The following is a 14,411-nucleotide window of genomic DNA, read 5'->3' on the forward strand; positions in this document are numbered from 1 at the left end:
TTATTTTGTCTATAACGATGAATGAAAAACAAAACCTCTTGCCATACTTCCCTGCGCTTCACCAAAATTAAGCGTTTTCGAGAGTGTCTCTCCAAGTCGCTAGCAATTTAATATGACGTGGTTCAATCCCACAGCAACCACCAATAATGCTCGCTCCCTGCGCATGCCACTTTTTAGCATACTCAAGATATTCAGTCGGAGAGAAATGACGAACTTCCTGAATGGTCTCGTTGGCTTGGTGCGCTTGCTTTATCGGAGCAAAGCTATTTGCGAAAACACCTATCGTCAATTCTCTACCTGACTCACTCAATACTGCTTGTGTATCTATGATCGCTTGCTCGACAACTTCAGGAATAGAGCAATTGAAAAAGATACCTGAAACATTTGTTTTCAACAGCGTATTAACCGCGACTTTAAGAGATTCCCCTGAGCGAAGGCGAGGCAAAGAGTTAGGCTCATCCATTAAGGTGAAAGCAATATAATTGGGCTTATCTGTTTTGGCTAAAATTATTGATAGAACTTCAACTTCAGCGAGGCTAGACACGGTCTCAGCTAACCAAATATCAACATATTGATCTTGAGCTTCAAATAACTCAGAGGCCACTTCCAGTGCCCTTTTCGGCTCGAATAATTCAGGCCTGTAAGACCCCATTACAGGAGGAAGAGAGCCCGCAACGAGCACTCTATCGTTAGAGCTGGTGACTACATCTCTGACAATTTTAGCTGCAGATTTTGCTAACTCAGTCCCCCGTTTTGCATAGAGTTCCTCGCCTAAGTGAAATGGGACACATGCATAACTGTTGACAGTGATAATCTCTGCGCCAGCGTCTATGAAATTCTCATGGGCCATTTTTACATGTTGTGGTGATTCAATTAGCGCTTGTGCACTCCAAAGCGGCTGAGAAAAAGGGGCGCCAATACGTTTTAACTCTCGCCCCATGCCACCATCTAAAATTGTTACTTTCTTCATTTAGACATCCATACCGCCAAACATCCATAAGCTCTATTCAAACACAATTTTTATCAATTCAAAATGAAATTGTTATGTTTAAAGTGAACAAAAACTTAATGGCTGATTAAACACTCTAGTATTTACCAGACCTTTCATTCGGACCAAGATAATGTTATCGCCATTAACTTCGAGTAAAAAGCCCATTATCTATGTCTCTCGGCGAGGCGGGCGTTACGAGCCACAATAGTGCATGAAGTGATTGAGGGACTAACCCTCAATCAAATTTTCTTTTTATTATAAGACCTTAGATAAAAACTTCTGTAATCTAGGATTGGAGGGGTTATCAAAAAATCGCTCAGGAGAGTCAGAAACCAAAAGCTCACCATCTTCCATAAACAACACCCTATCAGCGACCTCTTTTGCGAAACCCATTTCATGAGTAACCACGACCATGGTCATTCCGTCCTTGGCCAAATCTTTCATCACATCAAGAACTTCTCCAACCATTTCAGGGTCTAGTGCTGATGTGGGTTCATCAAACAACATAATGTTGGGCTTCATTGCTAACGCACGAGCGATTGCGACGCGCTGCTGCTGTCCGCCTGATAAATGATTAGGATAATTATCCATTCTCTCCGACAGACCAACTTTATAAAGCAAATCTTTTGCTTCTTTCTTCACCGATTCAGGGTCACGTTTAGAAACCTTTAAAGGTGCTAACATGACGTTCTCTATCGCCGTTTTATGTGGAAAAAGGTTGAAGCCTTGAAATACCATGCCCACATCAGCGCGTAGTTTATTGATATCCGTAGATTTGTGGTACATATCGATACCATCTACGATAATAGACCCACTATTTATTGTCTCTAATTGATTGATCGTCCGTAAGAATGTTGACTTACCAGAACCTGACGGTCCTACGATGACAATCACTTCCCCTTTTTCTACATTTACCGATACGTCCTTGAGCGCATGGCAGCCATTAGGGTAAATTTTATTAATTGTTTTTGCTGAAATAATGTATTCCATTAATGACTCCACCATTAATCACTTGCTGCCAATTTCTTTTCTAACGTTTGTATTGCCCAAGATAAGGTACTAGTCAGAAGCAAATAAAGGGCCGCTACGGTAAACCAAACTTCAAATGGGGCAAAACTACCACTTACGACTTCCCTGCCCGCTTTTGTCAGATCAGTAATCGAAATCACGGAGACAAGTGAGGAATCTTTTATCAGGTTGATAAACTGCCCGGCTAAGGGAGGTAATGTCTGCTTAAACGCTTGAGGTAAAATGACATAAATCATCGCTTTGGGATAATTCATTCCTAGTGAACGCGCCGCTTCCATTTGTCCTCTTGGGATTGACTGGATTCCTGACCGCACAATTTCTGCGACATAAGCGGCGGTAAACACGGAGAGCGCTATCACTCCCGCAGTAAAACGCTCAAGGTCAAGCACAGTACCAATAAAGAAGTAAACGATAAAAATCTGTACTAAAAGAGGCGTTCCACGAATGACCTCGACATACACAAGCGCCAGCTTTTTTAATGCCGGATTGCTGGATATACGCATTAGTCCGACAACTAAGCCCAACGCTAGAGCAATGATAAGTGACCAGAGCGAGATTTTAATTGTCGTCACAACACCATCTAAAATTGGGCCAGAGCGCCACTCTTTTATAGTTGCTAAGGTATCTCCTTCAAAAATAAGATCACCTTCATAGACGTCCACAGACTTATATTGGCTTAGTTCAAGAACAATATCACCATGAATACTCTCCAGAGCCAGTTGGTTATTCTCGTCGAGAATGATGTTCCCATCGACAGGCGCGGTAATGGATGAAGCAGCGTTAGTGGCAATATAAGGAAGGACACGCTCCCAATTCCAGCTGTAATCGATTCGCTTACCTGACAGATAGACAAGACCGCAAATTGATAGCAAAACAAGAACAAAAACAGCGTTCCACAATAGGGATTTAAAGTTATTTTGCATGTGATTCCGAGAATGACTTTGATTAAAGTTGGTTGGGTATTTGAATAAAGAAAAGCGTTAGCTTCACAGCACGAACCGTTTGGTTGGCGATGAACCGAGCCAGAAGCTAACCGCTCCTCTACAATAACAATATGATTACTTGACTTGCTTTAACCATTTATCGTCGTTAAACCACTTATCGTAAATGCGATCGTAAGTTCCATCGCCCTTAATTTGACGTAAATAGTTGTTTAAGAAGTTAAGCGTATCTGGATTTCCTTGCGGCACAGCCCAACCCAAAGGCTCGTAAGTAAACGGTTTAGCCAAGTGCATTAACTGCCCTTTGTTTTCCGCCACATAAATAGAGTTGTAAGGAAAGTCATAAACAAACGCATCTACCTTTCCGTTGGCAACCTCAAGTACCGCTTCAGACTGGGTTTCGTATAGATTTATCTTAGCTTTCGGAAGGTATCGTTTTACCGCTTGCTCACCCGTTGTCCCAAGCTTAGTTGCAACAACATAATCTGGACTATTGAGATCACGGTAACTAGACACTTTACCTTCATGCTTGAGATCTACGAGAATAGATTGACCAATAACCACATAGGGATCAGCGAAATTCACCTGAGTATTTCGCATAGGTGTGATAGTCATCCCGCCCATAATCATGTGACACTTACCAGTCAACAGTGTTGGGATAATGCCATCCCATGAAGTGTTTACCGGAACAAACTTAACATCCATGGCACGCGCCATTTGCTTACCCAAATCGATATCAAACCCGATGTACTGCCCATTTTTTGCTGTCATTTCAAAAGGCATATACCCAGAATCAAAGCAGACTTTTAGCTCCCCTGTACTTTTGATGTCGTCTAAAATTGGGTCTGCATTAACCGTCGTCGAAACAGCTAACCCCAGTGCAGCAAAACACAATAACTTTTTCATGGATATTCCTTTATCATTTGTTGTAAAGTTTTTTTATACACGACAATAGAATAAAAAACCACAAACAATGACTTTTTAATCACTAGAATTTGTAGGATCGTTACTAAGCTGGAAGATCTGAATGAAAATCTATACCAAGCCATTGCAATTGAATTGCATGCATTAAGTGATTAAGTTGTAGGCAGGTCACTATAACGACAAGAAACATACGCTTTGACTGAATAGTCAGCGTTTCCGAGAGTGGTTTAATTAATAACGAAACCATACAGATATTCGCTTTTTCACATTGACCGTAATGTCAAGAGTGCTTGAGTTTTATTGTTGACAATTCTTCCATAGTTAATGGTCACAAATGTGATGTACAGCACATTTCTATAATGGCACTATCACCTTTGTCGAGAGATATTAACAAGGATTCGTTGGACATCTTGACTTTGTAATACAAATAAAAAGGTGACTATATGAAAAAACTAATGACGCTCTCATCACTATTATTATTCAGTTTATCTGCTACTGCTGGTATTCATGTCGAACACTCTACAAACAAAGTTGTTCTCAATGACTTTACGACAAAAGATGCCGCTTATAGCTCTGCGTTTGATCTTGTCGATGAATACCAAACGCTATCAAAACATGAACTTAGAAATCGTCTAAACATCATTGGAAGCGGTTTCCCTCGTGATATTGCAATCGATGATAGTAAAGTGAGAGTTGAAGAATACGCACTTAACCGTGATGAAGTTAAATATCGTGCAATCATAAACTTCGATTATCACTTCAGAACAAGTGACGGCGGTAAAAACTAAAAAATCATCTGCACCTTTACTTTCTTAGAGCCCTTCCTATTTTAAGAAAGTAAAGGTGTCTAATCATATTGAAACGACTGCTTTTCATAAATCGCTCTCTCCTTACATAAACAGTATCAATCCCTACCTCTATCGTTTACATAAAAATAATTTTTCCAATCTTCATTGAGATACATTTCGTCGTTTGGCGCTTTATCATTCACTTGGTTCGCCATATGGATTCCACATCACTTAAATGAAAAAGACCCTTGAAATTGAGTTCACTTTTTTATGAAGATTAACTCAACCTAAGATTGACAATTTTCGTTATATTTTTCTCGTTTATAGCAATATATAAAAAAACTCTTTTTGTTTTAATTAACCATAAGACGTAAAAAAAAGGCAACAAGATACTTCTTGTTGCCAAAGAAAAAATCATCATTCAAAAAATATGAAAATGAAAACTAGCAGTGGACTAGCTAACAAAACAATTATATCCAAAACACTTTAACAAGTAACGATCAATATAATCCATTATATATGGATGAAAATCAGCACTTATAAAATTACACCGATAAATAAAAAGCCTGAAAATAGTTTCAGGCTTTTTATATTTATTAATTTTTTAGAATGAATATCTCGCAGCTATTGCAAGAATATCGTCTTCATTGTCTACATCTGTAATTCTGTATTCTGCTAGTGCTTTAAAATTAGAAGTCAAATCGTACTCTGCACCTAGTGAGTAGTAATCGACGACATCTTCATCATCACGCTCTAGATTGTTATAGCCAACTAGTGCCCAAAGCTTATCTGTTACTTCATAAGTGGCAACTGCTTCAATACCGGTGTAATCAATATTACTTTCAGAACCATCTTTAGCCCAGTTTTCACCATCACTGTATAAAACAGAGGCATAAAACTTGTCGTATTCAAATGCAATAGCACCCGTTAGCAGCTCTGCATCTTCTGCACCCGATTGCCCTTCACCTTCGTTGTAACCAAGCGCAACTTTGAAGCCATATGGCAACTTGTAGTCCGCCGCCGCACCATAAGAGGCTGCATCTGTTGACACTTCATCGTTTTCAGCCTGATAGCTAACATGAATATTCAAACCTTCATAGCTTGTCGTTAGCTTAAATACTGAATCGGAGCGACCGGTACCATATAGATCCGCACTTACGCCAGCAGCTTCATTACCAAACTCCGGGAAAATATCCGTGTAATCAGATACTAAAGTGACCGCACCGTATTGACGTCCATAACTTACTGTTCCGTAATCTGCACCAACGCCTACATAGCCTTTTCGGATATCAAATTCATCATCTTCAATCCCATCAGTATCTCTGCGATTAGACTTAAATTCCAACTCATATAAGCCGAAGGCATAAAGATCTTCATTTATTTTAGACTCACCTGAAAGTCCTACACGAATGTAGCTATTATCTCCGTCAGCATTTTTATCATCAGAGAAATAATACATCCCTTGCGCTCGGCCATGAATATTTAACACTGATTCTTGATCTTCATAAACTACGGCTGAATTTGCAGCACTTGCAGAGAAAAGTGCTGCGATTGCGATCGACGTTCTTGTCATTTTCATTTAATTACCACTACTTGTGTTGTTTGAATCGAGTGAAATTATGAACAGTGGCAATTATTTTTAAAGTGCAAATTCAACCATATTCTATGGATAAATATAAACAAGCTCTCAATCTAAAACATTATGTCCTAGTACTCATATTAGTCGAGATAATCCATCCAAACAGGAGGCGTTCCTATTATTTTTTGAACAGTATCAATGAACAGTTTGGCTAATGGTTGTTGATTTCGGTGAGTATACATTGCATATATTTCCCCTATTGCGGGAAGATTATAATCAGGAAGCAACTGTACAAGATCTTGTTTACTCAAACTCTCCTGAAGAAAGAACTGCCCTATTAAAGCATACCCTAGATCAGATTTTACGGCATCGAGCATTAACTCAGTTTCATTCACGAAGTACTGCCCGTTGATATTATACGTTCTAACGTCGCTTGATGACTGGCTTGGCGCTATACGTAGCTTATCCGCCTTAAAGTTAGCATTAGAGTATATTACTGCTGGCATTTTTATAAGCTCTTCTGGAGAGCTCGGGGTTCCATACTTGTCAATAAAACTCTTCGATGCAACCAGTGCCATATTATTGCTTGCCAACTTACGCACTATCATGTTGGACTCTCGGATTGGTCCGATACGAAACACAACATCAAAACCTTCGTGGATAACATCGACTCGATTATCATCGAGCAGCAGCTCTACAGTAATGTTTGGGTACTGTTTTATAAACTCTTTAACTGCCTGATTTAAGTAAGCTCTGCCAAAGAAAGTGGAGCTTGATATTTTCAGGTTACCCTTCGGTTCATCCTGAAATGTAGCAGCAATACTACGAGTTTCAGTTAGAACCTCTCTTACTTTCTTAGCTTGCGCCACCATCTCAACACCAGCATTGGTCAGGGATAGCGAACGCGTGGAACGGTTTAACAGCCGTAAGCCCAATTCATCCTCTAGCTTTTTGATCTGTTTTGACAAAGCTGAACGATCTATATGATTTCTGTCAGCAGCTTTAGCAAAAGTTCCGTATTCAGAGACATCCAGTAGTAATTCAAGTTGGCTTGCGAGATCCACTGCACAATTCCTTATTTAGTTTTTATTCTTTATGTGATGGGAAATGGATTTTACAAAATTAATTTCAATTTTTTATGGTTCAAATTGCATCAGTGAATTGCAAATAATGCACGAATTAAAAACGCTTTAATTTTCGTCGCTATCTTTAGCTTCTGTTTAGTTATTCCTATCTATTATGGCTTATTACATTTAACAATACTCCACGTCTTTAAAACCCTAAACTGACCTTTTTCAAACCAAAAAGTGAGCATTTTGACCAATATTTAATCGTGCATTTTTATCACTACTCTATGTTCGCTGAGGGCCTATTTACCCATAGGTACAATGAATACAATGCCGTTCCTTTTAGTATGAACAGAATCATTTAGGGCGCGACAAATGTTAAAGAAAGTTTTCGGCATTGGCCTTTTATCCGTTTTAGCTGCTTGTGCAGACGAAGAGATAACCAAACAACCTAATACTCCCTTACCTACGATAGACGTCTCCAAAGTCATCTATGAGCCCGTTCAATCGTGGTTCACCTTTACAACAAGGCTTCAAGCCCCAGAGAAAGTTTCTTTAATGCCGCGCGTTTCCGGAGTTATTGAAACGGTAGAGTTCAAAGACGGACAGAGTGTCAACAAAGGCGACTTACTCGTCACTCTTGATGATCGAACCTTCAAAGCTCAGGTCTCACGACTTGAAGCGCAAGTTAAGAGTGCTCGAGCTGCGCTAGAGCAAGCAGCAAACGAACAAAAGAGAGCCGCTCAACTTGTTAAGCGAAAGGCCATCTCAGCGGAACAAGCAGAGGCCCGAGATACCGCAGTAAAACAACGCTCTGCAGAACTAATGGCCTTGCGTGCTCAGTTAGAATCCGCAAAGTTAGATCTTGAGTTTACGAAGATATATGCCCCTATTAGCGGCACTATTTCAAGAGCATTCATTACTAAAGGAAACAATGTAAACGCAAATCAAAGCGTTATATCAAACATTGTCTCTAACGATCAGGTATATGCATACTTTGATGTCGATGAGCGAACTTGGAACCGTTACTTCTCGACAATCAATGCCGACTCTAACTTACCTACTCGTCTTGAACTATCTGGACAAAATGGGCAGGAGTTTTTTGGACGCGTTGACTTTGTCGACAACTCCATCAACGAAAACACCGGTACTTTGCAGGTTCGAGCGGTATTCGATGCAACAAAATCAAACTTAAAAGTGGGATCGTTTGGCCGAGTTCAGATATCAACAACCAAACCAGTTGAACGAGTTCTCGTTCCAGAGCGTTCTATTGGCACAGATCTAGAAAACCGCTTTGTATTAACACTCAATGGAGAGAATACGTTGCAATACAGCATCGTAACCTTAGGCGAACGTTACGGAACATTTCGTGCCATCGAGAATGGCTTGAACGCCGACTCAGTTATTGCGGTAAATGGCCCAGCAAAAGTTGGCCCAAATAGCAAAATCACACCAAAAAATGTCACGCTAGATATTAGCAACACCTCATTGATTATGGCTTCAAACTCAACATCGTTGCCAAATAAACGTTTAGCTCAAGACTAAGAAGACAACCGAATGAAATTTGCACACTTTTTTATTCAAAGACCCATATTTGCCTCTATGTTATCGCTATTGATATTAATAGTAGGCGCAATTTCACTTTTACAGTTGCCTGTGAGTGAATATCCAGAGGTTGTCCCTCCTACAGTAGTAGTTACAGCAAACTATCCTGGTGCGAACCCAAAAGTAATCGCAGAAACAGTTGCTACGCCTCTGGAGCAAGAAATTAATGGTACAGAAAACATGTTATATATGTTTTCACAGGCAACCAGTGACGGCAGAATGACATTGACCGTAACCTTTGCTTTAGGTACGGACTTGGACAAAGCTCAGGTTCAAATTCAAAATCGCGTCACTACAGCTTTGCCCCGATTACCAGAAGCCGTCCAACGGTTAGGAGTTGTTGCCGAAAAAGCCTCTCCTGATCTCACTATGGTTGTGCATATATATTCTCCAGATTCTAGCCGTGAAGTCAGTTATTTAGCTAACTACGCTAATTTAAACTTGAAAGATGAGATAGCTCGGCTCGGAGGCGTCGGCGATGTGCGCCTTTTCGGTGGTGACGAGTACTCAATGCGCTTGTGGTTAAATCCAGATGAGCTCGCTTCTAGAAATCTAACCGTAATGGACGTTGTGTCCGCCGTCCGATCTCAAAACCAACAGGTGGCAGCAGGCTCATTAGGTGCGCAACCAGCCGCTAATGAAAACCAATTCCAAGTTTTGTTGAACGTAAAAGGCCGCTTGGAGAATATTGATGAATTCAACGACATTGTAGTAAAAGTTGACGAAACAGGGGCTTTGACACGTCTTAAAGACGTTGCACGCGTAGAGCTAGGTCAAAACTCTTATGCACTGCGCGCCTTGTTAAATGGTAAACCAGCGGTGGCGATGCCCGTATTCCAACGCCCTGGTGCTAATGCTATTGAGCTATCTAATCAGGTTCGTTCAACCATGGACCGTTTACAAGCAGCCTTTCCAGCTGGAGTTTCATATGAAATAGCCTACGACCCGACCGTCTTTGTTCGTGGATCGATAGACGCGGTGGTTCATACTCTGCTAGAGGCAATTGTACTAGTTGTTGTTGTAGTCATTTTGTTTTTGCAAACATGGCGCGCGTCTATCATCCCTATCATTGCGGTGCCTGTTTCATTAATCGGTACGTTCGCCGTAATGCAAATGCTTGGAGTATCGATTAACACGCTTTCGTTGTTTGGGCTTGTTCTCGCCATAGGCATCGTCGTCGATGACGCCATTGTCGTCGTCGAAAACGTGGAACGGAACATCCATAATGGACTTGCACCACTAGAAGCAACGAAACAAGCAATGACCGAAGTTACCGGGCCAATTATTGCAATTGCTTTAGTGTTATGTGCGGTGTTCATCCCGACGACCTTTATTACAGGGTTATCCGGTCAGTTTTATAAGCAGTTCGCACTAACAATTACGATCTCGACGATTATTTCAGCAATTAACTCGTTGACGTTATCGCCTGCTTTATCAGCACTGCTATTACAAGATAAGAACGCAAAACCCGATCGGCTAACCAAGCTCTTGGATGCGGTTTTTGGTAAGTATGTTTTTGCGCCATTCAATAGAATTTTTGAGTATAGCTCGAACCAATATCAAGCTCTGGTCAAGAAGCTGATTCGCTTTAGCCTTGTTGTTGTGGTGGTATACATTGCGTTACTCGGGGGAACGGTTTCTCTATTCAAAGCTGTTCCTGGAGGATTCATTCCTCAACAAGATAAGCAGTATTTAGTTGCGATCGCCCAACTTCCAGATGCAGCAAGTTTAGATCGAACAGAGTCCGTTATTAAAGAAATGGAAAACCTCGCGCTGGCAACACCTGGCGTAGCACAAACCATTTCTTTCCCAGGCTTATCGGTCAATGGTTTTACTAACAGTCCGAATAGTGGCATCGTTTTTGTTACGCTTGAGGACTTCGATAAACGAAATGATCCAACTCTCGGAGCAAATGCGATTGTTGCATCTTTGAATAAGAGCTTTTCAATCATTGATGAAGCCTTCGTTGCGATTTTTCCACCACCACCAATCCAAGGACTTGGCTCTACTGGCGGCTTTAAACTTCAAATCGAAGACCGTGCGAACAAGGGGTTTGATGAGCTCTTCAAGCAATTGAACTTGGTAATAAGTGAGGCATCAACAAGACCCGAGCTGATGGGATTATATTCCACATTTCGTATACAAGTGCCGCAGATGGACATCCAAATAGATCGTGAACAAGCGATGCTGCAAGGTGTTCCTCTAGAGCAGGTTTTTGATGCGCTTCAAGTTTATTTAGGATCATTATACGTCAATGACTTCAATATGTTTGGTAGAACATACAAAGTGAATGCCCAGGCAGACATGAACTATCGTCTCGAACCTGACCAAATACTTAACTACAAAGTAAGAAATGCTGCCGGACAAATGGTTCCTCTCGGCGCTGTACTGGAGATCATACCCACGATTGGGCCTGACCGCGTGATGCACTATAACGGCTACCCTAGTGCAGAACTAAACGGCAGTCCTGCTTTTGGTTACAGTTCAGATCAAGCCCAAACGGCTATTGAGGAAGTACTGGATCAAAACCTAGCAGAGGGAATGGTTTATGAATGGACTGATGTAACCTACCAGCAGATTTTGGCTGGTAACACGATGGTGTATATATTCCCACTTGTTGTCTTGTTAGTTTTCATGGTGCTAGCTTCGCAGTACGAGAGTTTAAAACTGCCATTCGCTATCATTTTGATCGTTCCTATGACCATTTTTTCTGCACTAGCAGGTGTTTGGTTCATTGGTGGTGACAACAATATATTCACACAAATTGCTTTGATTGTCCTTGTGGCTCTAGCGTGTAAAAATGCCATCTTGATGGTGGAGTTCGCTAAAGAACTTAAAGACAATGGCCAAGATACCTTATCAGCGATTTTGGAAGCATGTCGTTTACGTCTTCGACCGATTCTAATGACATCAATTGCATTTACCGCTGGTGTTATTCCATTAATGATTGGTACAGGGGCCGGAGCGGAAATGCGACAAGCAATGGGTATTGCCGTATTCTCGGGTATGGTAGGCGTAACGGTATTTGGATTACTACTCACACCTGTTTTTTACATGTTAGTGAGTCGAAACAAAAAACGTCAAACACTATAACCATAATATAAATACTCATTTAAATTCATACTAAAGGGAGCTATTGCTCCCTTTTCTTTTGGTTATTAAGTATATTAATAATTTCTAGACAGAGCAGTAGTTATACATGAAACTAATACGCTAATATCTAACTTGGATAAACATTGTGGATTTAGCAAATAAACTACACCTGCTTTTAGAAGTCTCTAAAGCTGGATCTTTTGCAAAAGCAGCAGATGGGATGAATATCGACCGCTCTGTTTTATCTAAACACATCAAGCAGTTAGAAGAGCACTTAGGCGTTAGGCTATTAAACAGAACAACTCGCTCTCTTTCATTAACACAAGTCGGCCAGCAAATAGTTGAAAAAGCAGACCAAATATCTCAACTCCTTGATGATACTCAACAAATAGCGGAGAACTTTCAGACTGAGCCTTCAGGGAAAGTACGAATTTCAAGCTCAACATTATTTGGAAAACTCTATCTACAACCTTCGATAGAGAAGTTTTTACATAAGTACCCAAAAGCAAGTGTTGAACTAATGCTAGATGATCTTCATGTAGACGTGATTAGAAGTAATTTTGATATTGCTTTTCGAATCGGACCTATGAGGGACTCATCAATGGTAGCAAGAAAATTAGCAAAAAATACGACTGCAATCATTGCTTCTCGAAACTTAATTGAAAAACATGGTAACCCAGAAACGCCTGATGAGTTAGTTAAGCTACCTTTTATTATTTATTCAAATGGTAATTTTATTGTCGACAAACTTAAATTCTACGACAAAGAAAAATCAGATGGTTTAGATACATACCCAATATCAGGGTCATATATGGTAAATGAAGCTGAGCTAATAATTGAAAGCGTAAAGTCAGGTCTGGGCGCAGCACTTATAGGTCAATTTATGCTTCCTAACAACCTAGAGTCTTCTAATTTAGTTCAACTTTTACCAGAATATGAAACTCAAGATTTTGGTGATATTTATGCTATGTACTCACACCGTCAGCAATCACCATTGGTTAGGGCATTCATTGATATCGTTCAAGAAGAAATTGGCATACCACCAATATGGGAAAAGCATTTCAATAAAAGCTAGGTGATTCTATTTAACCAAAATTAACATAAAATAAAAAATCAAATAAAAACAATAAATTAAACCAGTAACGTTTAATATTCATCGAAGTTTAATGTTAGGTGAATTAAGTTCCATTCTAAATGGCGCTTAATTCACTAAATATAAAAAATTCTTGATTTATAATACTAACAAATCCATCACCTATACAAGTTACGATGTATATTGAAGAAAAACACACCTCGGTCACTAGTTTGTTAGTATATAAAATATCTTATCTTATTTTTTTGGTTATTTATACGTTAGCAACGATTTACTTTAGCGTAAAAATGGACAAAAGCACATCGGAGAACTCTCTTATAGAAATGACTCAAATAGCATTTGTGCTTTTTTCATCGTTAATGTGTTTGTATAAATCTAAGGAATATCTTGAACTCAAACACATATTAGTAATAATGTCTTCATTTTTTATGGTTATATTCGTTAGAGAAATGGACTACCACATAGAGCAGTATTTCCCTCACGGTTCATGGAAGTATCCTGCTTGGATTATAATAGTCTCGGTCTGTTATTTTTGTTTTAATAATATAGTTAACATAAAAAATGAGGTAAAACTTTTCATTTCTCATTCTAGCTTCACGACATTAACGATTGGATTTTTTATTGTTTTCTTATTCTCACGATTTGCAGGGTATGGTGATTTTTGGGTCGAGTTCATGGGGAACTCATACAATAGAGACGTGAAAAACTTGGTTGAAGAAAGCTTAGAGTTACTAGGTTACGCGATACTTTTAAACGGTGTTTTACTTATTAAAGTAGAAAATCACTAAGTATAAATAAGAGTTCAGAGCTTGTAGTTCAAGCTTTGAACTTTTTTGGCTAAAAAAAAGCAGCAAATTATATTTGCTGCAAATGATGAAAAAAACAATATGCGTAAGTTAACTTCCTAGCAATGGATGCGTTAACGAGTTAATAATAACGAACCGTAACAATTAAGTCTCGTTGAAAATAATCCATAAAGAATGGCATTTATTACACTGTTAATTATGTAATCTAATCTAGTTATCACACGCCGTCGTTTTTATATCTTATCTCTTTCCGTCAATAAATAGCTCTTCACATCAGATCCCATTTATCATCCCACAACAGTCGGATTCAAAACAAAGCAATAAAAATCAATAAATTAGAAGTAGCCACTTAAAAAATAAAAAGGAGTAAAAACGAAACTATATCAGATAGAACATATTAAAGATCACCAACTCTGAGTGGCTTTGTTGCGTAATTCAGACGAGAAACCAAACCTCCTAAAGTTGAGCGACTTTTATACAATATACTGAGTTTCA

Annotated in this window: 10 protein-coding genes; 4 read left to right on the forward strand and 6 right to left on the reverse strand. The window is 39.5% G+C overall.

Going from position 1 to position 14,411, the window contains the following annotated elements; translation table 11 throughout:
- Positions 1-67: 67 nt before the first annotated feature.
- From R7127_RS22670 to R7127_RS22685, 4 genes are all read right to left on the reverse strand, one after another.
- Positions 68-970: a homocysteine S-methyltransferase family protein gene (locus R7127_RS22670; protein WP_318148536.1), complete on the reverse strand. Its 903-nt coding sequence runs from the start codon at positions 968-970 to the stop codon at positions 68-70.
- 276 nt (positions 971-1,246) lie between these two features.
- Positions 1,247-1,981 carry an amino acid ABC transporter ATP-binding protein gene (locus tag R7127_RS22675; RefSeq protein WP_005377326.1) on the reverse strand — a complete coding sequence of 245 codons (735 nt, stop codon included), beginning with the start codon at positions 1,979-1,981 and terminating at the stop codon, positions 1,247-1,249.
- A 14-nt stretch (positions 1,982-1,995) separates the two neighbouring features.
- Complete coding sequence (locus R7127_RS22680) at positions 1,996-2,943, reverse strand: amino acid ABC transporter permease (RefSeq protein WP_005377325.1); 948 nt, start codon at positions 2,941-2,943, stop codon at positions 1,996-1,998.
- 135 nt (positions 2,944-3,078) lie between these two features.
- Complete coding sequence (locus R7127_RS22685) at positions 3,079-3,867, reverse strand: transporter substrate-binding domain-containing protein (RefSeq protein WP_017821680.1); 789 nt, start codon at positions 3,865-3,867, stop codon at positions 3,079-3,081.
- Positions 3,868-4,328: 461 nt separating this feature from the next.
- Here R7127_RS22685 and R7127_RS22690 point away from each other — a divergent pair, with 461 nt between their 5' ends.
- A complete protein-coding gene (locus R7127_RS22690) occupies positions 4,329-4,673 on the forward strand; it encodes a DUF3316 domain-containing protein (protein WP_005377323.1) in 345 nt (114 codons plus the stop codon).
- 604 nt (positions 4,674-5,277) lie between these two features.
- Here the strand turns inward: R7127_RS22690 and R7127_RS22695 are convergent.
- The gene (locus tag R7127_RS22695) at positions 5,278-6,252 is read right to left on the reverse strand and encodes a porin (RefSeq protein ID WP_172563243.1); all 975 of its coding nucleotides are present in this window, start codon (positions 6,250-6,252) and stop codon (positions 5,278-5,280) included.
- A gap of 140 nt (positions 6,253-6,392) precedes the next feature.
- The gene (locus R7127_RS22700; RefSeq protein WP_017821684.1) at positions 6,393-7,316 is read right to left on the reverse strand and encodes a LysR family transcriptional regulator; all 924 of its coding nucleotides are present in this window, start codon (positions 7,314-7,316) and stop codon (positions 6,393-6,395) included.
- Positions 7,317-7,694: 378 nt separating this feature from the next.
- Here R7127_RS22700 and R7127_RS22705 point away from each other — a divergent pair, with 378 nt between their 5' ends.
- The 3 genes from R7127_RS22705 (at position 7,695) to R7127_RS22715 (ending at position 13,092) form a co-directional block, all read left to right on the forward strand.
- Positions 7,695-8,864, forward strand: coding sequence for an efflux RND transporter periplasmic adaptor subunit (locus R7127_RS22705; protein WP_172563242.1), 1,170 nt, complete (start codon positions 7,695-7,697; stop codon positions 8,862-8,864).
- Positions 8,865-8,876: 12 nt separating this feature from the next.
- Positions 8,877-12,017, forward strand: a complete 3,141-nt coding sequence (locus tag R7127_RS22710; protein WP_005377311.1) for an efflux RND transporter permease subunit — start codon at positions 8,877-8,879, stop codon at positions 12,015-12,017.
- A gap of 145 nt (positions 12,018-12,162) precedes the next feature.
- Positions 12,163-13,092, forward strand: a complete 930-nt coding sequence (locus R7127_RS22715; RefSeq protein ID WP_137282041.1) for a LysR family transcriptional regulator — start codon at positions 12,163-12,165, stop codon at positions 13,090-13,092.
- Positions 13,093-14,411: the final 1,319 nt, after the last annotated feature.

This window comes from Vibrio sp. 1159, assembly GCF_033340395.1.
In the GTDB taxonomy this organism is placed as follows: domain Bacteria; phylum Pseudomonadota; class Gammaproteobacteria; order Enterobacterales; family Vibrionaceae; genus Vibrio; species Vibrio alginolyticus.

Coding starts and splice junctions, on each gene's coding strand:
- R7127_RS22705 (WP_172563242.1), top strand. CDS start 7,695: ATGTTAAAGAAAGTTTTCGGCATTGGCCTTTTATCCGTTTTAGCTGCT.
- R7127_RS22690 (WP_005377323.1), top strand. CDS start 4,329: ATGAAAAAACTAATGACGCTCTCATCACTATTATTATTCAGTTTATCT.
- R7127_RS22710 (WP_005377311.1), top strand. CDS start 8,877: ATGAAATTTGCACACTTTTTTATTCAAAGACCCATATTTGCCTCTATG.
- R7127_RS22670 (WP_318148536.1), bottom strand. CDS start 970: ATGAAGAAAGTAACAATTTTAGATGGTGGCATGGGGCGAGAGTTAAAA.
- R7127_RS22675 (WP_005377326.1), bottom strand. CDS start 1,981: ATGGAATACATTATTTCAGCAAAAACAATTAATAAAATTTACCCTAAT.
- R7127_RS22685 (WP_017821680.1), bottom strand. CDS start 3,867: ATGAAAAAGTTATTGTGTTTTGCTGCACTGGGGTTAGCTGTTTCGACG.
- R7127_RS22695 (WP_172563243.1), bottom strand. CDS start 6,252: ATGAAAATGACAAGAACGTCGATCGCAATCGCAGCACTTTTCTCTGCA.
- R7127_RS22680 (WP_005377325.1), bottom strand. CDS start 2,943: ATGCAAAATAACTTTAAATCCCTATTGTGGAACGCTGTTTTTGTTCTT.